This is a genomic window from uncultured Pseudoflavonifractor sp. (assembly GCF_944387805.1).
Lineage (GTDB): Bacteria > Bacillota > Clostridia > Oscillospirales > Oscillospiraceae > Pseudoflavonifractor.
Window position 1 is genome coordinate 15,886 of the sequence record NZ_CALXGI010000021.1, and the last position, 24,581, is coordinate 40,466.

The following is a 24,581-nucleotide window of genomic DNA, read 5'->3' on the forward strand; positions in this document are numbered from 1 at the left end:
CAATGGAACTGATGCAAACCGTACTGCGGGGGCATGTCCTGAGCCAGGGGGTCCCCCCTCTTGTGTCCGCCCCCCTGGTCAGTCTCCCCGGCGCCTGCTGCGGGAGGCCGGATGCCGTACGGCTGGACGAGGAGCTGCTCAGCCGGAACGCTCTCTTTGTAGGAGGCAGCGGGACCGGAAAGACCAACGCCATTCTGCTTCTGCTGGAGCAGCTCTTCTCCTCCATGGGCCCAAAGGACGTGGCGGTAGTGTTTGACGCCAAGCGGGACTTCTTCAACCGGTTTTACTGTCCCGAGCGTGGAGACCTGGTTCTGTCCAACTCCCCCGCTCTCCGGGACATTACTGCCAACTGGAACCTGTTCCCTGAACTGACTGCCGGGGGACTGGACGAAGAGCTCATCATCCAGAGCATCGATGAGATTACCCGGGGACTCTTCGCCGGGCGCGGCTCCACCCAGCAGCCCTTCTTTGTCAACGCCGCCCGGAGCATCTTCGGCCTCTGGCTGCTGGCCATGCTGCGCAGCGCAAAGGCCGATCCGGCCTTTGGGGACCGGGCGTGCAGCAACCGTACGCTCCGGCGCTACTTTGACCAGGCGGGCGCCAAGCAGTACAGCGAACTGGCCGCCTCCTATCCGGATCTGGGCGGCATCTCCAAATACCTGGGGGACGGAAAGAACCTTCAGGCCTTGGGTGTAATGGGCGAACTGTCTGCCATGGTCCAGGAGCTGTTTCAGGGGGTCTTTGCCCGGCAGGGGGACTTCTCCATCCGGCAATTTGTCCGGAAAAAGGGAGGACGGGTGCTCTACGTGGAGTACGACCTGGCCGCAGGCGAGTCCCTGGCCCCCATATATTCCCTGCTCATTGACCAGGCGCTCAAAGAGGCCCTCAGCCAGGAGCGAACTGAGGGCAGCGTGTACCTGGTGCTGGACGAGCTGAAACTTCTGCCCTATCTCCAGCATCTGGACGACGGGGTAAACTTCGGCCGCAGTATGGGAGTAAAGGTCATTGCCGGCCTCCAGAGCCTGTCCCAGCTCTATGCCCTGTACGGCGAACACAAGGGCCGGGTCATCGCCACCGGCTTTGCCTCTCTTTTTGCCTTTCGCCCCAACGACGCGGTGACCCGGGACTTTATCCGGGAACACTTCGGCCGGAACGTGGTGCTGGAGCAGCTTTTGGGCAGCCGCGCCCCCGCTCCCGAGCGCCGGGAGGGCTGGACGGTGGAGGACTGGGATCTGTCCGCGCTGAACAAGGGGGACGCGGTGGTAGGCCTGGCGGAGGCTCCGCCCTTTTCCTTCCACTTTGAACGCTTTTCCGAGAGGATGGTGCGCCATGGCTCATTTGCTCTCTGATTTTTTCTCCAGCGCAGATGTGGTGCGGCAGCGGCAGCTGGACGAGGTCAATAACCGCTCCCGCCTGCCTTACCTGGGCGCCCGGACAGATAAATTTTTCTCCACCTACCGGCATGCCCTCCGCTCCACCGCAGCATCCGGCGGCAGCGCCCCCTTTCGAGCCGCGGTAGTCCATGGTATTCTGCGGCAGTACGCCGCCCAGGGCGTACCCACTGTGGTGCTCCACTGCGGCAGTCCTTGGCTGTCCTGCTCCGCTATGGCGGCAGGGGCGGTGCTGCCCGACGGGCAGCTCTTCCACTGCGATCCCCTGCTGGGCAGCTCTCCCGACGCGGTTGCTGAACTGCTCACCGACCTGAGCCAAGCGCTAAATCCCAGTGCTCCACCGTTGGGCGGACTGTGGGAGCTGGTGCTGGATGTACTTTCTCTCCGGGGTGATCCCGTTACCCTTTCCGCCCTGTGCGGCTGCTCCTGCCGGAACCTGCCGGAGGAACTGGACCGGCTCAGACGGCAGGGCGCTCTGGACGGCGGCAGAACCGCCGCACTGCTGGACCGGCTCAGCGCCCTGCCCGCCGGCGCTCTGGAGACTGGGGACCAGCTGCTGCGCAAGCTGCGGCGAGGAGCTATTGCCACGCCCGGCGATCCGGACCAGGCAATGCTGGGCATGGCCCAGGCGGTGGAGCTGGGCGGCCTGGCCTCCATTGACCTGGTGTCGGACAGCAATCTGGCCGCCAAGGAGCTGTGCTTTCTGGTGCTCCGGCGGCTGATGGAGAATGGCCGGCGCTTCCTGGTGGTGTGCGACGGGCTGAGCCTGTCCGAGCGTACGGTTCAGATGCAGCAGTTCTTCCGCGGAATTGCGCCGGGAGTCCGGTTCCTCTTTTCCGGTCCGGACGTGCCCGTCCAGCTCCAGACCTGCCCCGGCCTGCTGGAGAGTATGATAAAAAGTGGCGACGGCGGCGCCAACGCGGTTATTTTTTTCCACACCTCTCCCACCGGCAAGGACTTCTGGCTCCACTATCTGGGGTCCTACCGCCACCGTTTCCTGGAACAGACCTACTCCCGCACCAGGGACAGCGCCGCCATTCTGCGGCACAGCGAGGGATGCAGCTGTGTAATTAAGGAGGAAATCAGGCGTGTAATGGAAGAGGAGGAGCTGCGCACCCTGCCGGACGGCTATGCGGCGGTTGTCCTCCCTGCGGAACGGAAGCGGGGCATTCTGATCTTTCAGGCGCTGCGGCCCGCAGGTATTTCATAGAAGGAGGTCATTTCCATGATGCTGAGACGGGAGCTGCTCCGGCTGGGACTGTGCGCCGCCGCCGGGCTGGTTATCGGCCTGCTGTATGCAGGGCCTGGGGCTATCGTGCCCTTCGCCCTCTATGTCATCGGTCTGTTCTATGGCATCCGCTTCGTGCTGCCTGCCCTGCTGGGCGCCCTCAAGACCTTCGGCAACGCGGGCATTATGTCCATTGTGTTCAAGAACCCTATCGGCATCCTGATTCTGGCCCTGCTCTGCCTCTTTGTGGTGGGCATTATCATCGTTGTGGCCTGGATCGCAGGAATCGTCATCGCCATTCTGCGGCTATGGCAGGCCATCCAGGAGGACCGGACCATGGGCACCCCCTTCCGGCCCCACTTCCCCTCCTCCGGCCATTCCCGCCCTCGGGCCGGGAGTGCCGCCCATCGGGAGGACAGCTGGGACGACGACTGGGACTCGGGCTCCTCCGGCAGTGATGGCGGCTGGAACAGCGATGACTGGGATGATTGAGAAACGGAAATAAACAGCAGCCCGTCAGGTCAATGGCCTGGCGGGCTGCTGTTTTCGCAGGTTAGGTGTATTCGTGTGTACTGGGGCATCTCATCATACTATGCCGGAGAAGGGATATATACGGTACCCGGCGGCTCCGCTTACAGCCAGTCCTCCACTACATCGCGCAGAGAGGCTGGCGTTACGGCGTTGCGGGTCAGAAGCTCCATGAGCTCGTCGATTCGGGCGGCGCTGGTGGTAATGTTGGGCAGATCCGTCCGCTCGCCGCCCGGTATGGCAATTCCCACGCCGTAGCTCTCGCAGGCAAAGCTGCCCCCTACCTCCATCTGGTCTATCAGGACGTAGTAGTCACATTGGACTGTGCTCCCGTCCTCGCCCTGCTCCTCTCGGGTACCTACAAACATTTCCCTCATCTTGCGTTTTCCTCCTTTGCTTTTACACACTGGCTACATTATATTGTACTATCCAATAATTAGAAAGGGTAATATTTCGCACTTTTCGACTGTTCCGCCGGCATTATGTTGCCTTCCGCTGCTATCGGTAAACCTCTCCCCGCCGCGAAGGGCGAAGGTGCGCGGTTTATGGGGATTCCTGTCGAGAAAAACTTTCCCCTTGCAGTATATCTTCCCTCTTATATTGGTATATTTTCCCGGGAAATACCGGTTACTTTACCCCTTATCCATCCTTTTTATTATATTTATTCTATTTTTGTATATTTTTATAAAATAAGATAATATTAAACAAAAATGTAGAATTTAGTATTTTTTGTTGGATTTTAGGGGAAAAGAAATCAGACTGCTCATATGCAAAGAACGGCGTTTCCGCCCAGGCGGAAACGCCGTTCTTTATCTTTTTATTCTGCTCTGGTGTAAAGATGCACGCCGGCGAGCACCGGCACCCCCCCACAGCCTGTCCCGGTCCAGGCTGTGGTCCAGCAGCAGGACTACCGTCCAGCCCAGGCGGCAGGTGGCGGTGAAGAGAGAGGGCGCCTGGGACCAGCGGACAAAAAAGGAGGAGAAGGCCGCTCCCAGCACCCCCAGAAACAGCGCCGCCTTGGGATTGGCGGTTAGCTTGGTCATAGATCAACACCTGTTTCATAAAAAATGGGCGGACGCGGCTGCGTCCGCCCATTTATGACACCTTAAAATACAAGAAAATACAAGCGCTGGCAAGCCGGCTCAGGGCTGGCGGAGGGTAAACAGGTTGGTGTCGGTGACGAAGTTGGACACGCTGTACAGCACCACGGCCATGTCGATGCCGTTGTCCTTGATATACTGGGGGATGGAGTAGCGGTAATAGCGCAGGTCGATGAGGTGGATCTCAGAGAAATGCTGGGTCAGGAAAGGCACCAGGCTGTCGGTGTAGGAGTCCCGCAGGATGAGGATCTTGGGTCCGTCCACGTTGGGGTTCTTGACAACGCCCAGAGACTGGTTGCCGCCCATGAAGAAGGTGTACTTATCTTTAATGTCCAGCTTATCCCAGTTGTACAGGGCGCCCTCCTCCGGCTCGCCTGTGAACCAGGAGGTGACCTCCACGCCGGGATCCGGGACATAGATATCAATGTCGTCTGGCTGCACCCAGCGCACACCGGAGGTGGAGAATACGGTGCCGTAGAAGCTGTCGGACACGGTCTGCTTGGTGTAATTCTCCAGGGGTACCGGCTCCATGCCCAGGGCGTTCATGAGGGAGACATAGCCGTAATAGGCGCCCAGGCTGGTCCAGTGGTGGTCGGTGCGGTAGAAGATATCCTCGTCCTTATGGTCCCACAGCTGCTGATAGCTGTCGTACCAGATGGCGTCGCTGCTGGCCTGGATGCCGTCGATAACCTCCTTCTGGTCGGCGTTGGGGGCGCCCGCAGGCAGCCGGTCGGCCCAGATGGACACCGCGCCGGGGATGAGGGTCATGTACACCGGCACGCCGGCGTTGGCCACAAACTGGTTCACATAGCCCACATTGGTGTCCACCCGCTTCTGGTCGGGCTGGTCAAAGCGGGTGATAAGGGTGTCCTTGTCGCAGAAATAGACGCCGTTGTTCTCCTGCTTGCCCACAGCCCGCTCGGAGGTAGACTTGAGGGCCACCCAGCTGTCCCGGAGGATGAACTGGTCGTTGCAGTAGGTCTCAAATTCTTTCATAAAGGTGCCGTTAAAGAAGCTGCCGCTGTTCTCCACCGGCCAGGCCAGCTTGAAATCAGAGGCGGTAAGGGTGGGCAGCTGCTGAAGGGAGCGGTTCTCCAGTTCGGAGATCTCCCGGTCGGGCGCCAGCGCGGTGGCCGTGGTCAGCACGCCCAGAAATACGCAGAACAGCGCGGTGAGAAAAATACAGTACCGTTTACTCATTCCATGGTCCTCCTGACTCAGAAGTTAAAGTAGATAAAGGGATTATAGGTGGAGTCCACCAGATAGGCGGTGCACAGCACCAGGCCGGCCAGCAGCAGCACGGGGAGCACAACCTTCTCCGCCTTTTTGGGAAGTTTGTCCCACAGGCCCCGGGCCAGGGGGGCCGAAGCTACGCCGCCAATGACCAGCATGGGCAGATAGGAGCGCAGGTAATAGCCGAAGGTGCTGTCCGCCAGTCCTCCGGCAGCACCGCCAAACATGGCCTGCATATAATCCACCATCTGGCCGAAATCCTCCAGGCCGAAGATGGCCCAGCTCACCAGCACCAGGAAGAGCGTATATAGGTGCTGGCAGGCGGCAGGCCACTTCTCGATCCACTTCAGAAGGAAGAGCTTCTCCGCGATGATAAGCACGCCAAAGTACAGTCCCCAGAGGAGAAAGTTCCAGCTGGCGCCGTGCCAGATGCCTGTCAGCCCCCACACCACCATCAGGTTGAAGCACAGCCGGAGGCGGCCCACCCGGTTGCCTCCCATGGGGATATACACATACTCCCGGAACCAGGAGCCCAGGGAGATATGCCACCGCCGCCAGAACTCTGTGATGGATTTGGAGATATAGGGGTAGTCAAAGTTGCGCAGGAACTCAAAGCCCAGCATCCGGCCCATACCCACCGCCATATCCGAGTAGCCGGAGAAGTCGAAGTAGATCTGGAGCGCAAAGGCCACCACACCCAGCCAGGCGCCGGCCACAGTCAGCTGGCTGGGGTCCATGGCCTTATAGGAGTCCCACAGCATGCCGATGTTGTTGGCCAGCAGCACCTTTTTGGCCAGGCCCACAACAAAAACCTGTACGCCGGAGGCAAACTGCTCCACGCTCCAGCTCCGCTCGTCCACCTGGTCGGCCAGCTCTTTGTATTTCAGGATGGGGCCGGCGATGAGCTGGGGGAAGAGGGTGACAAAGGTGCCGAAGCGGACCAGACTGCGCTGAGGCTTGGCGTCTCCCCGGTAGACGTCCACCGGATACGTCATGGTCTGGAACGTATAGAAGGAGATTCCGATGGGCAGGCGCAGGCCCAGGGCCGGCATGAAGTTCAGCCCCACGGCCGCCAGGCTGCCTGCGATAAAGTCCCAGTATTTGAAGAAGAACAGCAGGGCCAGATTGATCACGATGGCCGCCGCCACCGCAATTCTGGCCGCGCCGTCACGCCCCTGGGCCTTAAAGCGGCCCACCAGAAGCCCGTCGGCATAGTCCACCACAATGGTAAACACCATGAGCAGAATGTAAATCGGTTCTCCCCAGCCGTAAAAAATCAGGTTGAACACCAGCAAAACCGCATTGCGCCATTTTACCGGCGAGAGATAGTGAATGAGCAGGACAACCGGAAAATAGTAGAATAAAAACAGAACACTGGAAAATACCAAACCAAACCCTCCTGCCGGATCTCAGGCGGAGGCATGCCCGCTCCGCCTTTCTCTCTGTTAGTCTGCCCGGATTGGGCCGCCGTCACGCATTATTTTGCGTAGGCGTTAAAGGCCTCCACCATGGCGTCGGCGTTCCCGTCGATGCAGAAGAGGATGTAATCACCGCTGGTAACCAGCTTGTAGTTGTCCAACAGCTCAGCAGTCTCGGGATACTGGCTGCCGCTGCTCTGCAGGGTGGCCAGCCGGGACTCGCAGGCAGCCTTCACCGCGTCCACCCGGCCGGGGGCGCACTGGGCGATGAGAAACTCGTTGATGTTGGCGCTCACCAGGGGCATCTTGGCCACAAACTCAACCAGGTCGGCGGGGTCAATGCCGTACAGGTCGGAGAGCAGGGCGGCGTCCAGGTCCATCATCTCAGGCCGCTCCAGGCCGGACACCTGGTTCCAGATGGACTGGACCACGGAGGCGGCGGGCGTCTCACTGGGCGCGGGCGTCTCACTGGGCCGCTGGCTCTCGCTGGGAGCGGGGCTCTCAGAAGGCCGCTGGCTCTCGCTGGGCGCAGGGCTCTCAGAAGGCCGCTGGCTCTCGCTGGGCGCAGGGCTCTCAGAGGGCCGCTGACTCTCGCTGGGCGCGGGAGTCTCAGAGGCCTCGGGAGTCTCGCTGGGCTGGGCGCTCTCAGTGGGCTCAGGGGTCCCGCTGGGGGTGACCTCGGGGCTGGGGGTGGCGCTGGGCGACAGGCTCTCGGTGACGGGGGGCGTGCTGACAGGGGGTGTGGAACCCTCAGTGTCAGGGCTGCCGCAGGCGGTCAGCAGAGAGAGCGCCAGGGCCCCGGAGAGGGCCAGGACAAAAATCTTCTTATTCATATCACGCAAACTCCTTTGATTCTGATATCAAACGGGATATGTACTTCCCTTTTGGGAAACCGCAGTCTTTGACGGACCCCATGGGGAAAAAGTTCCCGCCCTGTGAAAAAAACTTTCCGCAAAAAGCCGCCCGCGGGGGAGTGCCTTCTCCCTCCGGGGCGGCTGCTTGATTGGTCTGGTTGTTACGGCTCTTCCACATGGCTTCTGATCCGCTGGGTAATCATCTCCAGAGCCACCAGGTTGTGGCCGCCGTCCAGCACAACAATGTCGGCGTACTGCCGTGAGGGCTGGACAAACTGCTCGTGCATGGGCTTGACGGTGGTGAGATACTGGTCGATCACGCTGTCCAGGCTCCGCCCCCGCTCCTTCACGTCCCGGAGAATCCGGCGGAGGATACGTACATCCGCGTCAGTGTCCACAAAAATCTTAATATCCATCAGATCCCGCAGCGCCTTGTTCTCAAAGATGAGGATGCCCTCCACAATGACCACCTTGGTGGGTTTGACCTCCACCGTCTCGGTGGAGCGGTTGTGGATGGTGTAATCATACACAGGGCAGTGGATGGTCTTGCCCGAGCAGAGAGTGCGCAGGTCTTCTACCATCAGGTCGGTGTCAAAGGCGTCAGGGTGGTCGTAGTTCAGGGACGCCCGCTCCTCATAGGTCATATTGGGGTGGGCTTTATAGTAGTTGTCGTGGTACACCACTGAGATGTTGCCGCCAAAGCTGTCGATGAGATGCTTGGTCAGGGTGGTCTTGCCGGATCCGGTGCCGCCTGCAATGCCGATCACCATGGTATTCATCCTGGGCTTCCCCCTTTTTGTTATTGATTCAGTATACCACATTCTCTATCCCGGTGGAAAGGTGTTTTGTCCATATTTATCGGCGCCTCGGGTAAAATTTCTCAGCGTCCGCCTGTCTCCAGGTTCAGCCAGCGGCACTCCTCCGGAGTAAGCGCCACTTCCAGGGCGGAGCAGTTGACGGCGATGCGGGCCGGGCTGCCGGTGGAGAAGATGGCATAGGCGTTCATTCCCTGATGGAAAAGCCAGGCCAGAGAGAGCTGGGCCACGGTACACCCCTTCTCCCTGGCCAGAAGTTCCACCCGGCTCAGACGCTCCCAGTTCTCCGGACAGTCATATCCTCTTCGCCCGGCGGCGTCCAGCTTATCCGCCCGGTTTGGATCGGCAGAGGAGATTTTGCCCGACAGCAGCCCCCGGGCCAGGCTGGAGAAGGCCAGCACCGCTGTGCCGCTCTCCCGGTACCATGCCTGCTCCTTCTCCTGCCCCTCCCCTGTCAAGGTGACGCAGCCCGCCCCGCCGCCCCAGGGGTCCCGGACCTGGCAGGCCAGGCCGAAGTGGGGAGATGAGACGGTAAAAGGCGTCAGGCCGTGGGCAGCGGCGTAGTCATTGGCCTCCCGAATCCGCGCCGCCGCCCAGTTGGAGCCGCCGAAGGCCCGCAGCTTGCCCTGCTTTCGCAGATGGTTGAGTGTCTCCACAATCTCTCCCACCTGAGCATGACGGCTGTCCCGGTGGAGCAGGAACAGGTCGATGCAGTCCACGCCCAGCCGGCGCAGAGATGCCTCCACATCCTTCACCAGGCAGGCCGGGGTCACCCGGTCGGGCCGCAGAGCCAGGGGATGGCAGCCCTTGGTCTCAATCACAAGCTTGTCCAGGGCCCTGCCCTTCAGCCAGCGGCCCAGCAGTTCCTCGCTGCCGCCGTATACATGGGCCGTGTCAAAGGCATTGATGCCCGCATCCAGCGCCGCGTCCAGTACGGCAGTGTCCTTCAGATCCGCGCAGCCCAGCACCAGCCGGGATACGGGCTTGTCCAGCCCGGAAATTGTTCCGTATTCCATGGTATTCCCCCTGTTTCTCTTGCTCAGCCGCTCTCCTTGCGAACCAGCCGCCAGGTGATGGACTGGGACTGCACCTGCCGCCCGGCCATCCGCTCCAGCAGCAGCTCGGCGGCCATACCGCCCAGCCGGTGGGCCTCGTGGGCCAGGGAGGTAATGCGCACAGGGCACAGGTCGCTGTAATAGCTGTTGTCAAAGCTGACCACCGCCGTATCCGCCGGAATACGGCGGCCGCTGCCCAGGAGCATACGGATGAGCCGGTCGGCAATCTCGTCGTTGTAGCAGATAACCGCCGTACAGTCCTTGAGGTAAAATTGAGTAAAGTGTTTCAGCAGATCATTGTGGCCATAGTCCAGCAGGTAGCGGCGCTCCTCGGTGGTGTACCACATGACCCGGTCGTCCGGCAGGGGCAGCCCGGCGTCCCGCATGGCGGTCAGGTAGCCCAGGTACCGCTGGTGGCCCTGAATATCGTCGCTCTTGAAGATGCCGGCGATTTTGGTGTGGCCCCGGGCAATGAGATGGCGGGCCAGCTGGTACCCGCCGCCGAAGTTGTCGTCCGACACGCACACCGCCCCCGGCAGCGCCCCATAGCTGCCGTGGATGAACACCACCGGGATGCCCGCCAGGTCCAGCTTCCCATACAGGTCCAGGTTGGGGTTGGGCAGGGCGGTCTTGGATCCCTCCACAATCAGCCCGCCCACCGGCTGGTGGAGCAGCCCCTGGAGAATATCCCGCTCGTTGGACACCTTGTTCTGGGTGGCGTAGAGGAGGGTGGAGTAGTTTTTCCGGCTGAGCACCGCCTGGATGTCCTGGAGGACGGTCGGAAAGATGTAGTCGTTTAAATAGGACGTGACCACCGCCACCCGGTCACTGCCGCCGGAGCGTCCCCGGTCCAGCACCCGGGAGCCGCTGCCCTGCCGCTTTTCAATCAGGCCCAGCTCCACCAGCTTGTCCAGGGCCTGCCGCACCGTCTGGCGGCTGACCGAGTAAATCCGGGTCAGCTCCTGCTCGGTGGGCAGCTTATCCGGGAAGGTCCCACGGGCGATCTCCGCCTGGAGCTGGGCCGCCAGCTGGAGATATTTGAAGGCCATAACTTTGCCCCCTCTCTCTGCACATCAGATAGGTTTCCCCGCAAAAAAGAATACAAATATTTTTGTCCGACTATTTCTGTTCTTTGAATTCCAACACAATTTATTATGCATTATATCATATTTTTCGTTTTTATCAATGATAATCGCAATGTATTTCAATATTGTATTTATTTTTTCTCTCGAGCAAAAATTTATATTGTTTGATTGACTATAAATTCTTTTCTTAAAGACAAATCAATTGCGAAAATACCGATGGTCTGATACCTTATACTCAGCAGATGGTACGGCCGCATCAAGTTTCACCAATCTGCCGGCGGGAACGCGCCTGTCCATCAGGCTCTTCAGGGTTAGGCGACAAAGTTCTGTCCGCCAAGCGTGTCAGCGGGATGAAAGCAGGACGGCCTTCCAAACAACAACGAATTGAGGACCGCGCCGCCTTGCTGGGGAATGTGCTCCGCAGCGCGTGCGGCTTCGCGGCAACCGCCACTTCTGTCTGCGCCATGCCTCCTATCAGCACGCCATCGAGAGCCTGGCCGGAGGTACCGGCTTCTGGTGTATCGTCGGCGAGAACCTGCGCGCATCAGAATTAAACGAGTATATTCTTTTTTAATAACAGCAGCTATCTACACGGGCTGCTGCGTGAATTGCAACACGGTTTCTACATATGTGTCTGCCAGCAGCAGCTTGGCAAATGGTCTGACCCGAAATGTGGAATATGAGGCAGTCGCGCCCTGGCGTCAGAGTTGTCTGTCGGGCCGGCTTCATCAGGAGGATCTATCATGTCTAAAGTCTTATTTTCGACCGGCTGGACTGTCGCCCATCTGGGGGAGGAGGACAGGGCCGCCCCCGTTGTTCTCCCCCACGACGCCATGCTCGCCGAGCCCCGCTCGGCGGACTCGGCAGGGGGCACCAACACCGGCTGGTTCGCCGGCCGGGACTATGTCTACGAGAAGACCTTCTCCGCCCCGGCGGAGTGGGCAGACCGGGATGTGGTTCTGGAGTTTGAGGGGGTCTACCACAACGCCGAGGTGTGGCTGAACGGGGAACAGCTGGCCTTCCACGCCTACGGCTACACCGGCTTCTATGTGCCCCTCACCGGCAGAGCCCGCCCGGGAGAGGAGAATACCCTCCGGGTCATCGCCCGCAACGCCGACCAGCCCAACTCCCGCTGGTACACCGGCGCGGGCATCTACCGCCCGGTGTGGCTCCACGTCCTGCCCCGGGAGCACCTGGACCTGGACGGGGTGAAAATTCACGCCACGGACTGGAAGAACCCCGCAGTTCATATCAGTCTCTCCGCCAACTGTGCCGGCGCTGCCAGGGTGGAGGTGCTGGACGGCTCGGCCATCCTGGCCGCCGGGGAGACACAGGTGGACCGGACGGGGGCGCTGGACCTGCCCCTCCCCGGGGCGGAGCTGTGGAGCGTGGAGGACCCGCGCCTCTATACCTGCCGGGTCACCTTTGGGGAGGACGTGCGGGAGATCCCCTTCGGCGTGCGGGTGGTCGCCTGTGACGCCAAGAGCGGCTTCTGCCTCAACGGGCAGCGGGTCATCCTCCGGGGGGCCTGCGTTCACCACGACAACGGCATTCTGGGGGCCGTCACTCTCCCCGAGGCCGAGGAGCGAAAGGTGCGCCTTTTGAAACAGGCGGGCTACAACGCCATCCGCTCGGCCCACAACCCCTGCTCCAAGGCCCTGCTGGACGCCTGCGACAGATTGGGCATGCTGGTGCTGGACGAGTACGCCGACATGTGGTACATCCACAAGACCCGGTATGACTACGCCTCTCTTATGCCGGACAGCTGGAAGAGCGACCTGCGGGACCTGGTGGACAAGGATTTCAACCACCCCAGCGTGGTCATGTACTCCATCGGCAACGAGGTCTCCGAGACCGCCCAGCCCCGGGGCATCCAGCTCACCGAGGACATGACCGGGTACCTCCACCAGCTGGATGACCGGCCGGTGACCTGCGGCATCAACATCTTCTTCAACTTCCTCTCCTCCATGGGCTTCGGCGTGTACAGCGACAAAAAGGCAGAGGAGGAAGCCGCCAGGGCTGAGCAGCGCAAGGGCGCTCCGGCCAGGAAGAAGGCTGTGGGCAGCGAGTTTTTCAACAACCTGGCCGGGCTCTTCGGCTCGGAGTTTATGAAGTTCGGCGCCACCCTGGGCGGCAGCGACCGCAAGAGCCGGGATGCCTTCTCCAAGCTGGATGTGGCGGGCTATAACTACGGCGAAAAGCGCTACCTGCGGGACTTCCGCAAGTACCCCGGCCGGGTTATCCTGGGCAGCGAGACCTTCTGCGCCGACGCGGCCCGGTTCTGGGACCTGGCCAAGGCCCATCCCGCCCTCATCGGCGACTTTGTATGGACCGGCATGGACTACCTGGGCGAAGTGGGCCTGGGGGCCATGGAGTACAGGAACTACGCCCCTGATTTCAGCCACGGCCCGGGCTGGATCGCCGCCGGCGTGGGGGTGCTGGACCTGACCGGCGCCTCCACCGGCCAGACCGCCTACACCCAGGTGGCCTTTGAGATGTGCCCCATCCGCATCGGCGTGGTCCCCGCCGACCGCGCCTTCGAGCCCCACTCCCCTTCTGCCTGGCGCATGAGCAACACCCACGAGAGCTGGGCCTGGAACGGCTGCGAGGGAAAAGAGACCCGGGTGGAGATATACGCCCGGGGGGCCAAGGTGGCCCTCTTTCTCAACGGCAAGCCCATGGGAGAAAAATCGCCGGACCGGGACAGACGGGCAGTTTTTTGGGTGGTGTGGCAGCCGGGAGAGCTGACCGCAGTGTCCTACGGCTCCGACGGGGCCGAGCTGGGCCGCGCCAGCCTGAGGAGCGCCGGGGAAAAGACCGTCCTCACCGCTGAGCCGGAGCAGGATACGATCCGCCCCGACGGGCTGTGCTACGTCCGACTGCGCTACACCGACGACAGCGGCCTGCTCAAGCCCCTGGCCCGGGGTGATATCCGGGTGGAAGTGGAGGGCGGCAAGCTGCTGGCCCTGGGCAGCGCCTGCCCCTACAACGAGCGCGGCTATCTCACTGACACAACCGACACCTACTACGGTCAGGCTCTGGCCGTCATCCGGGCAGACGGCGACGTGACTGTGCGGGCGGAGAGTCCCTACGGCAGCGCCCGGGTCAATGTCCCATGCCGAAAGGAAGGCGCCAGATGAGCAGCCATACCAGACAGCCGCGCCCCTGAGCGGCCAGCATAAAGGAGATTGTTTATGGAACAGGAGACAATGGCCCGGGCCGTCCTCAGCGGCGGCACGGCGCTTGGCATTGAATTGGGTTCCACCCGCATTAAGGCAGTTCTCATCGGGCCTGACCACGCGCCCCTGGCCTCCGGCGCATGCAGCTGGGAAAACCGTCTGGAGAACGGGCTGTGGACCTACCATCTGGACGACGTATGGCAGGGCATCCAGACAGCTTTTTCCCAACTGGCCGCCCAGGTCAGAGCGCGGTGCGGCGTCCCTCTCAGCCGTCCGGGCGCTTTGGGCGTGTCCGCCATGATGCACGGATATCTCCCCTTTGACCGGCAGGGCCGCCAGCTGGCAGCCTTCCGCACCTGGCGCAACACCAACACCGCCCAGGCGGCAGAGGCTCTGACCGACTGCCTGGGCTTCAACATCCCCCAGCGCTGGAGCGCCGCCCACCTGTACCAGGCGGTGCTGGACAACGAGCCCCACGTGGCGCAGCTGGACTTTCTCACTACCCTGGCCGGCTATGTCCACTGGCAGCTCACCGGAGAAAAGGTGCTGGGAGTGGGAGACGCCTCCGGCATGTTTCCCATCGACCCTGTCACCGGAGACTATGACCAAACCATGCTGGACCGGTTTGACGGTCTGCTCCAGGCCCACGGCCACAGCTTCACTCTGCGGCAGGCGCTGCCCAAGGTACTCCCGGCAGGAGCCGCGGCCGGCCGTCTGACCGCCGCCGGCGCCCGGCTGCTGGACCCCACCGGCACCCTGGAGCCCGGCGTCCCCTGCTGCCCCCCGGAGGGAGACGCAGGAACCGGCATGGCCGCCACCAACAGCGTGGCCCCCAGAACGGGCAATGTGTCCGCGGGCACCTCGGTGTTTGCCATGGTGGTGCTGGAGCGCCCCCTGTCCAGGGTCTATCCGGAGATTGATATGGTAGCCACCCCGGCGGGAGCTCCGGCGGCCATGGTCCACTGCAACACCTGCACCTCCGACCTGGACGCCTGGGTAAGCCTGCTGGGTGAGACGGCGGCTGCCGCCGGCGCCCCGCTGGATACCTCGGCGCTGTATACCCTGCTCTACCGCAAGGCATTGGAGGGAGAGGCAGACTGCGGAGGCCTGACCGCCTGCAATTATTACTCCGGCGAGCCGGTGACCGGTCTGAGCGGGGGATGTCCCCTGCTGGTGCGGCGCCCGGACAGCCGCCTGACCCTTGCCAACCTGATGCGGGCCCACCTGTACGCCGCCATGGCCACCCTGAAGCTGGGTATGGACATTCTCACCGGCCCGGAGCAGGTGGCTCTGGACCGGCTCACCGGCCACGGCGGCCTCTTTAAGGTGGAGGGTGTGGCCCAGCGGCTGATGGCGGGCGCGCTGGACGTGCCGGTGGCCGTGATGGAGACGGCGGGGGAGGGCGGCCCCTGGGGTATGGCCCTGCTGGCCGCCTATGCAGTGAACAGGGCCCCCGGCGAGACCCTGGCGGACTACCTGTCCCTGCGGGTATTTTCCAATGTCCAAGCGCACTGCACAGCGCCCCTTCCAGAGGATCGGGCAGGTTTCGCCGCCTTTCTGGAGCGGTACCGCGCCGCCCTGGCGGTGGAGCGGGCCGCTGTAAGCGCATTATAAGCAAAGGAGTTAACAGGCATGAGCATGCATGATTATGAGTTCTGGTTCGTGGTGGGCAGTCAGTTCCTCTACGGTGAGGAAGTGCTGGAGACGGTTGCCGGCCGGGCCGCGGAGATGGCGGCAGAGCTGAACGCCTCCGGCGGCCTGCCCTGTAAGCTGGTCTACAAGGCCACTGCCAAGACCTGCGGTGAGATCACCGACCTGGTCCGGGAGGCCAACCACGACCCCCGCTGCGCCGGCATTGTGGCCTGGTGCCACACCTTCAGTCCTGCCAAGATGTGGATCAACGGGCTGGTGGACCTGCGCAAGCCCTACTGCCACCTGGCCACACAGTACAACCGGGATATCCCCAACGAGCAGATCGACATGGACTTTATGAACCTGAATCAGGCCGCCCACGGAGACCGGGAGCACGGCTTTCTGGCCGCCCGGCTGCGCCTGCCCCGAAAGGTCATTGCCGGCTACTGGCGGGACGAGGCTGTCCAGCGGCGGCTGGGCGACTGGATGCGCGCAGCCGTGGGCGCGGCCTTCTCCCGCTCGCTGAAGGTAATGCGCTTTGGCGACAACATGCGGGAGGTGGCCGTCACCGAAGGCGACAAGGTGGAGGCCCAGATCAAGCTGGGCTGGCAGGTGAACACCTGGCCGGTGGGCAAACTGGTGGAGACTATGGACGCCGTCACCGACGGGCAGATTGACGCCCTGGTGGAGGAGTACCGGAAGCAATACGATCTGAGCTCTGACGACCTGGAGGCCATCCGCTACCAGGCTCGGGAGGAGCTGGCCATGAAGGCCATGCTGGACGGCGAGGGCTGCAGGGCCTTCTCCAACAACTTCCAGGACCTCTACGGCATGCGCCAGCTGCCCGGCCTGGCCACCCAGCATCTGATGGCCCAGGGCTACGGGTACGGCGGCGAGGGAGACTGGAAGGTGGCCGCCATGACCGCCATCCTCAAGGCCATGAGCGAGGGCCAGACCGGCGGCACCGCCTTTATGGAGGACTACACCTACCACCTGGAGCCGGGCAATCAGTACAGCCTAGGGGCACACATGCTGGAGGTATGCCCCAGCGTGGCCGCCGCCCGGCCCCGCATTGAGGTCCACCCTCTGGGCATCGGCGACCGGGAGCCCCCCGCCCGGCTGGTATTCGAGGGCCACGAGGGGGACGCCATCGTGGTCAGCCTGGTGGATATGGGAGGCCGCCTGCGCCTCATCTGCCAGGATATCCACTGTGTCAAGCCCATCTTCCCCATGCCCAACCTGCCGGTAGCCCGGGTAATGTGGCAGCCCCTTCCCGACCTGACCACCGGTGTGGAGTGCTGGATCACCGCCGGCGGCGCCCACCACACCGTCCTCAGCTACGACGTGACCGCCGGGCAGATGAGGGACTGGGCCCGAATGATGGACATTGAGTTTGTCCATATCACCGCCGGTACCACGCCGGAGAAGCTGGAACACGATCTGTTCCTCTCTGACCTGGCCTGGAAGCTGAGAGGGCGGTGAGCGGCATGCTGGAAGAACTGCGGCAGGCCGTCTGGGCGGCCAACGTGGAACTGCCCAGGCGCGGACTTGTGACTTACACCTGGGGCAACGTGTCCGGCATTGACCGGGATCGGGGCCTGGTGGTCATCAAGCCCTCCGGTGTGGACTATGACGCTCTGACACCGGAAAACCTGGTGGTGGTGGATCTGGACGGCAACACGGTGGAGGGAGATCTGAACCCCTCCAGCGACACTGCCACCCACCTGGTCCTCTACAAGGCCTTTCCCGCCTTGGGCGGTGTGGTCCACACCCACAGTCCCAACGCCGTGGCCTGGGCCCAGGCGGGGGAGGACATCCCCTGTTACGGCACCACCCACGCCGACTACTTCTACGGCCCTATCCCCTGCGCCCGCTGGCTGACCAAAGAGGAAATCAACGGGGACTACGAGGGAAACACAGGCCGGGTCATTGTGGAGACCTTCCAGCAGCGCAATATCAACCCCGTCCATGTGCCCGGGGTCATCTGCGCCGGCCACGGCCCCTTTTCCTGGGGCGCCACCCCGGCCCAGGCGGTGTACCACAGCGTGGTGCTGGAGGAGGTAGCCAGGATGGCCATCCTCACCCGGCAGGTCTCTCCCGCCGCCCAGGCCGCGCCCCAGGCCATGCTGGACAAGCATTTTCTCCGCAAGCACGGCCCCAACGCGTACTACGGGCAGAGACAGCATACATAACCCAGCGCCCCGGACACTTTGTCCGGGGCGCTTTTGTCCCTCCCTATTATGATTCCATCCATCTCATCACGGAAAGAACAGCCGCACAGCGAGTGCGGCGGCGGCAAATCCCACCAGGTCGGCGCACAGGGCGGCAGGGACGGCGTATCGGGTCTTGTTGATGCCTGCGGCGCCAAAATAGACGGCAATGGTGTAGAAGGTAGTCTCAGTGGAGCCCAGCATGACGGCGGCAGTGCGGCCGACGGCAGAATCCGGGCCGTAGGTGGAGATAAGCTCCGCCCCTACGCCCAGAGCCGCACTGCCTGAGATGGGCCGCACCAGCAGCAGGGCTACGGTCTCCGGCGGGATGCCCAGCAGCTCCAGCGCCGGTCCCAGGGCCCTGGCCGCCAGCTCCAGGGCGCCGGAGGCCCGGAGCATATACACCGCCGTGAGCAGGCCGATCATGGGCGGCACGATGCGGATCAGCACCCCCAGCCCCTCCCCGGCGCCGGCGACCAGGGCATCGTACACGTCCACCCTTTTGACCATCCCCCATAGGGCGGTCAAGGCGATGATGCCGGGCATCAGCAGATTGACCATCAGCTCCACGTCTTTTTCCTCCGTCCCTCCATCAGCCGCCATAACCGGGCCAGAATTCGGCTGGCCAGAATCCCCGCCGTCACCGACAGGGCGGAGGCCAGCCACACGGCGGGCAGAATATCAAACGGGGCGGCGCAGCCCGCCGCGGCCCGTACCCCCGCCACGGTGGTGGGAATCAGCTGGATGGACGCGGTGTTGCACACCACCAGCATGCACAGAGAGTCAGAGGCCACCCCCGGCGTCTTTTTGCTCATGCTCCGGGCCGCCTGAATGCCAAGGGGCGTGGCCGCGTTGCCCAGGCCCAGCAGATTGGCCGACACATTGGCTGAGATGGCGTCCATTACCGCACGGTCCCCTGCAAAATCGGGGTAGAGGCGGCTCAGGACAGGCCGGAGCAGGGCGGAGAGCTTTTCCGACAGGCCGGACCGCTTCATAATCTCCATAACCCCCATCCACAGGCAGAGCAGCCCCGCCATGGCCAGGCACAGCTCCACTGCCGCCGCGGCTCCTTCTACGGCCCCTGCCGCCACCTCGCCCTCACGCCCGGTGGCCAGGCCGCACAGGATGGACACCACCACCATGGCCGTCCAGATCGCCGACATTGCCATCCACTTCCACCTCGCCTTCTCTCCCCCATGCTATTCAACTCTGCCGCCAAACATGTCCCGTTTTGATATAAATATTTTTAAAAATTTTTCGTTCCCTTAACTTAGGAAAATCATTAACTTCCTGTAAATAGTAATTTATTTTCCATTTTTTCATTGACTTTGGAATACTCTGTGTTATAATGATGTCAGTTTCTAGGTAATAGTGGAAAAACGCGGAAACTACTTTGAGTCGGTGAAAGGAGAAAAAGGAATGAAATCGACTGGAATTGTAAGAAAGGTGGACGAACTCGGGCGAATTGTTCTCCCGATCGAGCTCCGTCGCACCTTGGATATTGCCGAGAAAGATTCCCTTGAGATCTACGTGGACGGCTCTTCTATCGTCTTAAAGAAATATCAGCCTGCCTGCATTTTCTGCGATGACGCCAGAGACGTGATCAATTTCAAGGGCAAAAATGTGTGCCCCAACTGCATTAAGGAACTTCTCGGCAAGGATCGCCGCTAAATATACATCTAAAAGCTTCCCTTTCTCATGAGAACGGGGAGCTTTTTATATGTTCTTTTTCTTCTTTGGGCGCCGGGCCGCCCTGTTTTTCTCCCATTCAACCAGTAACATCTTCTCCTTTTATCCATACATTTTACCTGTATTTTGTTACATTTTTCTTCTCATATGACCTTTTTGCATCGAAAATATATATGCGCGTTTTTGCGTATTTTCTTTGATATTCGAAGCGAATTTGATGATTCTGTGAAGTTATAAACTTCCATCTATATACTATTCGTATAATATATTTTTACAATTTATTACAAAATAGGATATCCTTCTTCTTTTCTCGTCAATTTTTCTTCTCTCGGCTTGTGGAATAAGACAATCAGCATACAGAGGCGCGGCGTCGGGTGACGCCGCGCCTCTGTATGCTGATTGCATATAATTTTACTGTCCAATCATTCTGGACAAAGGATTATTTCTTTCCCAGCGCCCGGTCATAGAGCTCTTTGCGGGGCAGGCCGGTCTCCTCCGCCGCCCGGCGGGCGGCGTCCCGCAGAGAGCGTCCCTCAGCCCGGTAGCGCTCCACCAGAGCCAGGCCGTCCTCCGGGCTGACGCCCTCCTCCTCCACGGGCTGGGCGCCCTCTACCACCAGCACAAACTCCCCCTTGGGGCTGTTGGCCTGGTACCAGGCCACGGCCTCGTCCAGGGTGGTGCGGCGCACCTCCTCATGGAGCTTGGTCAGCTCCCGGCACAGAGAGATCCGCCGGTCCCCGCCGAAGGTGTCCCGCAGATCGGCCAGGGTGGCGGAGAGCTTGTGGGGGGCCTCATAGAAGATCATGGTCCGCTGCTCACCGGTGAGAGAGAGCAGATGGGCCTTCCGGTTCTTCTTATTCATGGGCAGGAAGCCCTCAAAGGTGAACCGGCCGGTGGGCAGGCCGGACACCGACAGCGCCGTGACCAAGGCGCAGGGGCCGGGGATGGAGATGACCTCCACGCCGTTGCCGGCGCACAGCTTCACCAGCTCCTCGCCGGGGTCTGAGATGGCGGGGGTACCCGCGTCGGTAACCAGGGCGCAGCTCTCCCCCGCCAGCAGGCGATTTAGCACAGTCTGGCCGCCGGTCTCGGTGTTGTGGCGGTAGTAACTCACCATGGGCTTTTTCAGCCCCAGGTGGTTGAGCAGCTTCAGGGACACCCGGGTGTCCTCGGCGGCGATGAAGTCCGCCTCCGCCAGGGTGTCAATCATCCGCTGAGACATGTCCCCCAGGTTGCCGATGGGCGTGGGGACCAGATAGAGTATTCCGGCCATTGGGCTACCTCCAGAAAATCAATCATTTTAACGGTCCTGTCCGCACAGGCAGGACCTCCAAGCCCGGGCGGCCCTGCCGCACCGCCTCCAGCAGCACGGCGGAGGGGGCCTTCCCCTCCCTGTGCTGCACCAGCTGCATCCGCTTGGGCTCCAGACCGGCCCCGCGGAGGGCGCAGAGCAGGTCGGTCAGCCGGTCGGGCCGGTGGACCAGGGCAAAGCGGCCGCCGTTTTTCAGGCACCGGGCGGCGGCGGCGCACAGCTGCTCCAGGGTGCACTGCTCCTCCATCCGGGCCGCTCCGCCGGAACGGCCGGATCCGTCCGGGAACCAGGGCGGATTGGACACCACCAGATCCCACTGTCCCGCAGTTGGCAGGCTGGCAATGTCCTTCAAATCTCCGGTGATAATCTCCCCGGACAGGCCGTTATCCGCCAGATTGCGCCGGGCAACGCCGGCAGCTATGGGAGAGATTTCCACACCGCACACTGTCAAGGTGGAAACCCGGCCCAACAGCAGCAGGAGCAGGGTTCCCGGACCGCAGCCCAGGTCGCACACCCGCCAGCCCGGCTTCACCGTGGCGAAGGCCCCCAGCAGCAGGCTGTCCTGCCCCAGGGGGAAGCAGCCCTCCTCCCAACGGAGGGTATAGGGCCCCAGCTGTTCCGTATGCGCCATGTCAGCCCAGGGCCTCCATCAGGGCGTTCAGACACTGGTAGAACTGCCCCACGTGGACGCCGTCCACCAGGCGGTGGTTCAGCTCCAGGGACATGGACAGCACCAGCCGTCCGTCCTTCTCCTCATACTTGCCCCAGGCCACCCGGGGCACGCTGTCCTCCGGGTTCAGGTCCCGTTCGTTGGTCAGGGAGGTAATGGGGAACCAGGGCTGGCAGGTGAAGTAGATAAGCTGGTCTCCCGGCCAGGGGCCGTTGTCGATAAACTTGGTCTGGGCCCTGGACACCTCGCCCGCCCGGCGGCAGAAGTCGGCTATGTCCTCCCCTGCCTCCAGGGTGGTGATGTGGAAGAGCTCGCTCCCCGGCTTCAGGTCGGTAAAGCTGGGGACGAGGCAGTCGTGGAGCACAATCTCCTCCCCCCGGCACTTGTACCGGAAGGCCTCCACCTGGTCCATGGCCTTGGTGACAAGGTACACCAAACTGTAATAAAAAGAGAGTTTATTCCGTTTTGTATAGAATTTCAGGGTTGTTACGTCAACCGGAAAGGTCAGACTGTAAAAAGGGTTGGACATGGGCGCGAAGAACTCGTAGTGTCCCCGCCGAGGCCATGTCTCCTTGTCAATCACCGTCATGGTGCTTCTCCTCCCGTCCCAGCAGGTAGTCGGTGGTTACATGGAAATAATCTGCCAGAAAAATAAGCGTCAGTGAGGGAACATTCACATAGCCGTACTCCATGCGCTGATAGTGGCGGTCTGTGCACTGCAAAAGATTCGCCATATCTACCTGGGTTTTATGTTCCCGCTCCCGCAACTCTTTCAGCCGTTTTCCAAACGGCTCCATAATCTTCTCCATGGGCATTATTCCCCCTTGACACGACATTTTGAGTGGTGTATAATAAGCACGACTTAGGAGGTGGTGTTATGACCGATTTTTCCCGCTTTCTGTACAGCAGCTACATCAAGCCCTATCTGGACAGGCAGCCCAGGGATTTGGAGGCCGAATCTCTCTTTTCCCTGTGGGAGAACAGCCACACCGTACAGGCACGGCAGGAGCATGAGGCCCTCTTCCGCTTCCTGGCCGTCCACGCCTTCTATCTGGGCCTGCGCACCGGCGCCGGACTGGCCCGGGACTGCTCTGCCGCCGTACCGGCGTGTCTTACGACTCGGGAATCGTGAAATGGGCCAGCGGGTCGGGCCGGGTCCACAGCACCACCCTGCCCGCCACCCGGCTGGCGGGCATGTCGATGAGCCGCTGGTTGGTGGAGCCCCGGAACAGGGCGTCATAGGACTTCTGCGCCGCCACAAAGGGCCCGTCCACCAGCACGTCGGTCTCAGCCAGCAGGGCGTCCCAGTCGGGCCGTCCCGCAGCGGTAAGTATTTCCCAGGTATAGCCGGTATAGGTCCACACGTTCTTCCCCTGGCCGTGGGCCAGGGCGGCCAGCTTGGCACACTCCTCCGCCTGGAGGAAGGGGTCGCCGCCCGAGAGGGTCAGGCCGTCGGTGAGGGGATTTTTGCCCATCTTCTCCGCCAGTTCCTCCACGGTCACCTCCCGCCCTCCGGCTGGGTCGTGGGTCTCCGGGTTGTGGCAGCCCGGACAGTTGTGGGGACAGCCCTGGGTGAACACCGTGAAGCGCAGCCCCGGGCCGTCCACAATGGAATCGGACATGGTGGACGCGATTCTCATAGGCTCGTTCCTTTCTGTAAACGCTGTTTTCTCCATTATAGCCGCTCCCCCGCCAAAGCACAAGGAAATCAGGGGGCGCAGGCTCAAAAGTTGCTTTGTCATAGGCAGCTGGACCACCGGCCTCAGGCAAAAGGCCTCGCAGCGTTCGCGCCCGCAGGCGCGAATCAAATGAAATCTATTTTCTCCGGCGGCATGTACGTCGGAGAAAATTCTTCTCAGCCCACAAGTGTGGAATTTGTCCGCATCAAGCGGACAAATTATGCGCGCAGTGGGCTGCATCTTCCTCAAAAGAGCGGCAAAGCCGCTCTTTTGACTGAAAAAGTGCCCCTGCCGCCATGCGGCAGGGGCACTGCTTTTATCCCATACTTACACCGAGTGTTTCACCCGGTCGTGCTCCTCGGCCCGCTTGGCGTTGTTGAAGCGGTCCAGGGTGCCCACCAGGTAGCCGGTGATACGGCGGATGCGCTCAAAGGGCACGCCGTCGGCCTCGGTGCGGCCGCAGCCGGGGCACTGGTCGCCGATGATGCCGGAGAAGCCGCACACAGGGTCACGGTCTACCGGGTGGTTCACAGAGCCGTAGCCGATGCCGCTCTCCTTCATGCAGCGGATGACCTTCTCGAAAGCCTCCAGGTTCTCGGTGGGGTCGCCGTCCATCTCGATGTAGCTGATGTGGCCGGCGTTGGTGAGGGCGTGGTAGGGCGCCTCGATGCGGATCTTGTCATAGGCGGAGATGGGGTAGTACACAGGCACATGGAAGGAGTTGGTGTAGTACTCCCGGTCGGTGATGCCCTCCATGACGCCGAAGCGGGCCTTGTCCATCTTCACGAAGCGGCCGGACAGGCCCTCGGCTGGGGTGGCCAGCAGGGAGAAGTTGAGGCCCCGCTTGTCGCTCTCCGCATCCATGCGGGCCCGCATGTGGGAGATGATCTCCAGGCCCAGCACCTGGGCCTTCTCGCTCTCGCCGTGGTGGACGCCGATGAGGGCCTTCAGGGTCTCGGCCAGGCCGATGAAGCCCACGGACAGGGTGCCGTGCTTGAGCACCTCACGGACCTCGTCGTCCCAGTCCAGCTTGTCGCTGTCCAGCCAGACGCCCTGGCCCATGAGGAAGGGGTAGTTGCGCACGTGCTTGCGGCACTGGATCTCAAACCGCTCCAGCAGCTGGTCCACGCACAGGTCCATCATCCGGTCCAGGCCCTCGAAGAAGGCGTCCAGGTCCCCCTTGGCCTTGATGGCCAGACGGGGCAGGTTGATGGTGGTGAAGGACAGGTTGCCGCGGCCGTTGCAGATCTCCCGGCTGGGGTCGTACACGTTGCCGATGACACGGGTACGGCAGCCCATGTAGGCAATCTCGGTCTCGGGCCGCTTGGGATCGTAGTACTGGAGGTTGAAGGGCGCGTCGATAAAGCTGAAGTTGGGGAACAGCCGCTTGGCAGAGCAGCGGATGGCCAGCTGGAACAGGTCGTAATTGGGCTCGCCGGGGTTGTAGTTGACGCCCTCCTTCACCCGGAAGATCTGGATGGGGAAGATGGGGGTCTCGCCGTT

General features: G+C 61.8%; 25 protein-coding genes. 9 read left to right on the top strand and 16 right to left on the bottom strand.

The window, feature by feature from the left end; genetic code table 11:
- The first annotated feature begins 2 nt into the window (after positions 1-2).
- From Q0K06_RS07250 to Q0K06_RS07260, 3 genes are read left to right on the top strand one after another with little or no spacing between them, the layout of a single operon-like run.
- Entirely contained in the window at positions 3-1,349 is a 1,347-nt protein-coding gene (locus Q0K06_RS07250; RefSeq protein ID WP_294550547.1) for a type IV secretion system DNA-binding domain-containing protein, read from the top strand.
- A complete protein-coding gene (locus tag Q0K06_RS07255) occupies positions 1,330-2,601 on the top strand; it encodes a hypothetical protein (RefSeq protein WP_294550550.1) in 1,272 nt (423 codons plus the stop codon). The genes Q0K06_RS07250 and Q0K06_RS07255 overlap by 20 nt, the downstream gene beginning before the upstream one ends.
- Before the next feature lie 15 nt (positions 2,602-2,616).
- Positions 2,617-3,111, top strand: a complete 495-nt coding sequence (locus Q0K06_RS07260; protein ID WP_294550553.1) for a hypothetical protein — start codon at positions 2,617-2,619, stop codon at positions 3,109-3,111.
- Positions 3,112-3,251: 140 nt separating this feature from the next.
- Here the strand turns inward: Q0K06_RS07260 and Q0K06_RS07265 are convergent, their stop codons facing one another.
- From Q0K06_RS07265 to Q0K06_RS07300, 8 genes are all read right to left on the bottom strand, one after another.
- On the bottom strand, positions 3,252-3,524 hold the full coding sequence (locus tag Q0K06_RS07265; RefSeq protein ID WP_006571580.1) for a DUF6514 family protein: 273 nt from the start codon (positions 3,522-3,524) through the stop codon (positions 3,252-3,254).
- 432 nt (positions 3,525-3,956) lie between these two features.
- The gene (locus Q0K06_RS07270) at positions 3,957-4,190 is read right to left on the bottom strand and encodes a hypothetical protein (protein ID WP_294550557.1); all 234 of its coding nucleotides are present in this window, start codon (positions 4,188-4,190) and stop codon (positions 3,957-3,959) included.
- A gap of 99 nt (positions 4,191-4,289) precedes the next feature.
- Positions 4,290-5,447, bottom strand: coding sequence for a DHHW family protein (locus Q0K06_RS07275; protein ID WP_294550560.1), 1,158 nt, complete (start codon positions 5,445-5,447; stop codon positions 4,290-4,292).
- Positions 5,448-5,464: 17 nt separating this feature from the next.
- The gene (locus tag Q0K06_RS07280; protein WP_294550563.1) at positions 5,465-6,868 is read right to left on the bottom strand and encodes an MBOAT family O-acyltransferase; all 1,404 of its coding nucleotides are present in this window, start codon (positions 6,866-6,868) and stop codon (positions 5,465-5,467) included.
- A gap of 89 nt (positions 6,869-6,957) precedes the next feature.
- Positions 6,958-7,731 (bottom strand): DUF4358 domain-containing protein, encoded by a 774-nt coding sequence (locus tag Q0K06_RS07285; RefSeq protein WP_294550565.1) that lies wholly within the window; start codon positions 7,729-7,731, stop codon positions 6,958-6,960.
- A 182-nt stretch (positions 7,732-7,913) separates the two neighbouring features.
- Entirely contained in the window at positions 7,914-8,531 is a 618-nt protein-coding gene (gene udk / locus Q0K06_RS07290) for a uridine kinase (RefSeq protein WP_294550568.1), read from the bottom strand.
- 101 nt (positions 8,532-8,632) lie between these two features.
- Positions 8,633-9,583, bottom strand: coding sequence for an aldo/keto reductase (locus tag Q0K06_RS07295; RefSeq protein ID WP_294550572.1), 951 nt, complete (start codon positions 9,581-9,583; stop codon positions 8,633-8,635).
- A 23-nt stretch (positions 9,584-9,606) separates the two neighbouring features.
- Positions 9,607-10,671, bottom strand: a complete 1,065-nt coding sequence (locus Q0K06_RS07300) for a GntR family transcriptional regulator (protein ID WP_294550574.1) — start codon at positions 10,669-10,671, stop codon at positions 9,607-9,609.
- 779 nt (positions 10,672-11,450) lie between these two features.
- On the opposite strand from Q0K06_RS07300, the gene Q0K06_RS07305 reads away from it, so the two are divergent.
- From Q0K06_RS07305 to Q0K06_RS07320, 4 genes are read left to right on the top strand one after another with little or no spacing between them, the layout of a single operon-like run.
- Positions 11,451-13,847 (top strand): glycoside hydrolase family 2 TIM barrel-domain containing protein, encoded by a 2,397-nt coding sequence (locus Q0K06_RS07305; protein ID WP_294550576.1) that lies wholly within the window; start codon positions 11,451-11,453, stop codon positions 13,845-13,847.
- A 54-nt stretch (positions 13,848-13,901) separates the two neighbouring features.
- Entirely contained in the window at positions 13,902-15,500 is a 1,599-nt protein-coding gene (locus Q0K06_RS07310) for an FGGY-family carbohydrate kinase (protein WP_294550579.1), read from the top strand.
- A gap of 18 nt (positions 15,501-15,518) precedes the next feature.
- Positions 15,519-17,000 carry an L-arabinose isomerase gene (gene araA / locus Q0K06_RS07315; protein WP_294550582.1) on the top strand — a complete coding sequence of 494 codons (1,482 nt, stop codon included), beginning with the start codon at positions 15,519-15,521 and terminating at the stop codon, positions 16,998-17,000.
- A 5-nt stretch (positions 17,001-17,005) separates the two neighbouring features.
- Positions 17,006-17,710 (top strand): L-ribulose-5-phosphate 4-epimerase, encoded by a 705-nt coding sequence (locus Q0K06_RS07320; protein WP_294550585.1) that lies wholly within the window; start codon positions 17,006-17,008, stop codon positions 17,708-17,710.
- A gap of 66 nt (positions 17,711-17,776) precedes the next feature.
- Here Q0K06_RS07320 and Q0K06_RS07325 read toward each other — a convergent pair whose 3' ends face one another.
- Together Q0K06_RS07325 and Q0K06_RS07330 are read right to left on the bottom strand one after the other, a co-directional pair.
- Entirely contained in the window at positions 17,777-18,289 is a 513-nt protein-coding gene (locus Q0K06_RS07325; RefSeq protein WP_294550608.1) for a nucleoside recognition domain-containing protein, read from the bottom strand.
- Positions 18,289-18,897 carry a spore maturation protein A gene (locus tag Q0K06_RS07330; RefSeq protein ID WP_294550588.1) on the bottom strand — a complete coding sequence of 203 codons (609 nt, stop codon included), beginning with the start codon at positions 18,895-18,897 and terminating at the stop codon, positions 18,289-18,291. Before Q0K06_RS07330 ends, Q0K06_RS07325 begins: the two co-directional genes overlap by 1 nt.
- Positions 18,898-19,147: 250 nt before the next feature.
- Between Q0K06_RS07330 and Q0K06_RS07335 the strand changes: the two genes are divergently transcribed.
- The gene (locus Q0K06_RS07335; RefSeq protein ID WP_294550590.1) at positions 19,148-19,399 is read left to right on the top strand and encodes an AbrB/MazE/SpoVT family DNA-binding domain-containing protein; all 252 of its coding nucleotides are present in this window, start codon (positions 19,148-19,150) and stop codon (positions 19,397-19,399) included.
- A 457-nt stretch (positions 19,400-19,856) separates the two neighbouring features.
- On the opposite strand, the gene rsmI is transcribed toward Q0K06_RS07335, so the two are convergent.
- From rsmI to Q0K06_RS07355, 4 genes are read right to left on the bottom strand one after another with little or no spacing between them, the layout of a single operon-like run.
- Entirely contained in the window at positions 19,857-20,690 is an 834-nt protein-coding gene (gene rsmI, locus Q0K06_RS07340; protein ID WP_294550593.1) for a 16S rRNA (cytidine(1402)-2'-O)-methyltransferase, read from the bottom strand.
- A gap of 22 nt (positions 20,691-20,712) precedes the next feature.
- Positions 20,713-21,360 (bottom strand): methyltransferase, encoded by a 648-nt coding sequence (locus Q0K06_RS07345; RefSeq protein WP_294550594.1) that lies wholly within the window; start codon positions 21,358-21,360, stop codon positions 20,713-20,715.
- Between the two features lies 1 nt (position 21,361).
- A complete protein-coding gene (locus tag Q0K06_RS07350; RefSeq protein WP_294550596.1) occupies positions 21,362-21,988 on the bottom strand; it encodes a CatA-like O-acetyltransferase in 627 nt (208 codons plus the stop codon).
- Positions 21,975-22,208 carry a helix-turn-helix transcriptional regulator gene (locus tag Q0K06_RS07355; protein WP_294550599.1) on the bottom strand — a complete coding sequence of 78 codons (234 nt, stop codon included), beginning with the start codon at positions 22,206-22,208 and terminating at the stop codon, positions 21,975-21,977. The genes Q0K06_RS07350 and Q0K06_RS07355 overlap by 14 nt, the downstream gene beginning before the upstream one ends.
- A gap of 68 nt (positions 22,209-22,276) precedes the next feature.
- Between Q0K06_RS07355 and Q0K06_RS07360 the strand changes: the two genes are divergently transcribed.
- Complete coding sequence (locus Q0K06_RS07360) at positions 22,277-22,531, top strand: hypothetical protein (protein WP_294550601.1); 255 nt, start codon at positions 22,277-22,279, stop codon at positions 22,529-22,531.
- Here the strand turns inward: Q0K06_RS07360 and nrdG are convergent.
- Together nrdG and nrdD are read right to left on the bottom strand one after the other, a co-directional pair.
- Positions 22,512-23,039, bottom strand: a complete 528-nt coding sequence (gene nrdG / locus Q0K06_RS07365; protein ID WP_294550603.1) for an anaerobic ribonucleoside-triphosphate reductase activating protein — start codon at positions 23,037-23,039, stop codon at positions 22,512-22,514. The genes Q0K06_RS07360 and nrdG overlap by 20 nt on opposite strands.
- Positions 23,040-23,405: 366 nt before the next feature.
- The coding region (gene nrdD, locus Q0K06_RS07370; protein ID WP_294550606.1) for an anaerobic ribonucleoside-triphosphate reductase at positions 23,406-24,581 on the bottom strand (1,176 nt) is incomplete at its 5' end.

What these genes read in the sequence shown, in the direction of transcription:
- Q0K06_RS07250 (WP_294550547.1), top strand. Translation starts at nt 3, where the DNA reads ATGGAACTGATGCAAACCGTACTGCGGGGGCATGTCCTGAGCCAGGGG.
- Q0K06_RS07255 (WP_294550550.1), top strand. Translation starts at nt 1,330, where the DNA reads ATGGCTCATTTGCTCTCTGATTTTTTCTCCAGCGCAGATGTGGTGCGG.
- Q0K06_RS07260 (WP_294550553.1), top strand. Translation starts at nt 2,617, where the DNA reads ATGATGCTGAGACGGGAGCTGCTCCGGCTGGGACTGTGCGCCGCCGCC.
- Q0K06_RS07265 (WP_006571580.1), bottom strand. Translation starts at nt 3,524, where the DNA reads ATGAGGGAAATGTTTGTAGGTACCCGAGAGGAGCAGGGCGAGGACGGG.
- Q0K06_RS07270 (WP_294550557.1), bottom strand. Translation starts at nt 4,190, where the DNA reads ATGACCAAGCTAACCGCCAATCCCAAGGCGGCGCTGTTTCTGGGGGTG.
- Q0K06_RS07275 (WP_294550560.1), bottom strand. Translation starts at nt 5,447, where the DNA reads ATGAGTAAACGGTACTGTATTTTTCTCACCGCGCTGTTCTGCGTATTT.
- Q0K06_RS07285 (WP_294550565.1), bottom strand. Translation starts at nt 7,731, where the DNA reads ATGAATAAGAAGATTTTTGTCCTGGCCCTCTCCGGGGCCCTGGCGCTC.
- udk (WP_294550568.1), bottom strand. Translation starts at nt 8,531, where the DNA reads ATGAATACCATGGTGATCGGCATTGCAGGCGGCACCGGATCCGGCAAG.
- Q0K06_RS07295 (WP_294550572.1), bottom strand. Translation starts at nt 9,583, where the DNA reads ATGGAATACGGAACAATTTCCGGGCTGGACAAGCCCGTATCCCGGCTG.
- Q0K06_RS07300 (WP_294550574.1), bottom strand. Translation starts at nt 10,671, where the DNA reads ATGGCCTTCAAATATCTCCAGCTGGCGGCCCAGCTCCAGGCGGAGATC.
- Q0K06_RS07305 (WP_294550576.1), top strand. Translation starts at nt 11,451, where the DNA reads ATGTCTAAAGTCTTATTTTCGACCGGCTGGACTGTCGCCCATCTGGGG.
- Q0K06_RS07310 (WP_294550579.1), top strand. Translation starts at nt 13,902, where the DNA reads ATGGAACAGGAGACAATGGCCCGGGCCGTCCTCAGCGGCGGCACGGCG.
- araA (WP_294550582.1), top strand. Translation starts at nt 15,519, where the DNA reads ATGAGCATGCATGATTATGAGTTCTGGTTCGTGGTGGGCAGTCAGTTC.
- Q0K06_RS07320 (WP_294550585.1), top strand. Translation starts at nt 17,006, where the DNA reads ATGCTGGAAGAACTGCGGCAGGCCGTCTGGGCGGCCAACGTGGAACTG.
- Q0K06_RS07325 (WP_294550608.1), bottom strand. Translation starts at nt 18,289, where the DNA reads ATGGTCAATCTGCTGATGCCCGGCATCATCGCCTTGACCGCCCTATGG.
- Q0K06_RS07330 (WP_294550588.1), bottom strand. Translation starts at nt 18,897, where the DNA reads ATGGCAATGTCGGCGATCTGGACGGCCATGGTGGTGGTGTCCATCCTG.
- Q0K06_RS07335 (WP_294550590.1), top strand. Translation starts at nt 19,148, where the DNA reads ATGAAATCGACTGGAATTGTAAGAAAGGTGGACGAACTCGGGCGAATT.
- rsmI (WP_294550593.1), bottom strand. Translation starts at nt 20,690, where the DNA reads ATGGCCGGAATACTCTATCTGGTCCCCACGCCCATCGGCAACCTGGGG.
- Q0K06_RS07345 (WP_294550594.1), bottom strand. Translation starts at nt 21,360, where the DNA reads ATGGCGCATACGGAACAGCTGGGGCCCTATACCCTCCGTTGGGAGGAG.
- Q0K06_RS07350 (WP_294550596.1), bottom strand. Translation starts at nt 21,988, where the DNA reads ATGACGGTGATTGACAAGGAGACATGGCCTCGGCGGGGACACTACGAG.
- Q0K06_RS07355 (WP_294550599.1), bottom strand. Translation starts at nt 22,208, where the DNA reads ATGGAGAAGATTATGGAGCCGTTTGGAAAACGGCTGAAAGAGTTGCGG.
- Q0K06_RS07360 (WP_294550601.1), top strand. Translation starts at nt 22,277, where the DNA reads ATGACCGATTTTTCCCGCTTTCTGTACAGCAGCTACATCAAGCCCTAT.
- nrdG (WP_294550603.1), bottom strand. Translation starts at nt 23,039, where the DNA reads ATGAGAATCGCGTCCACCATGTCCGATTCCATTGTGGACGGCCCGGGG.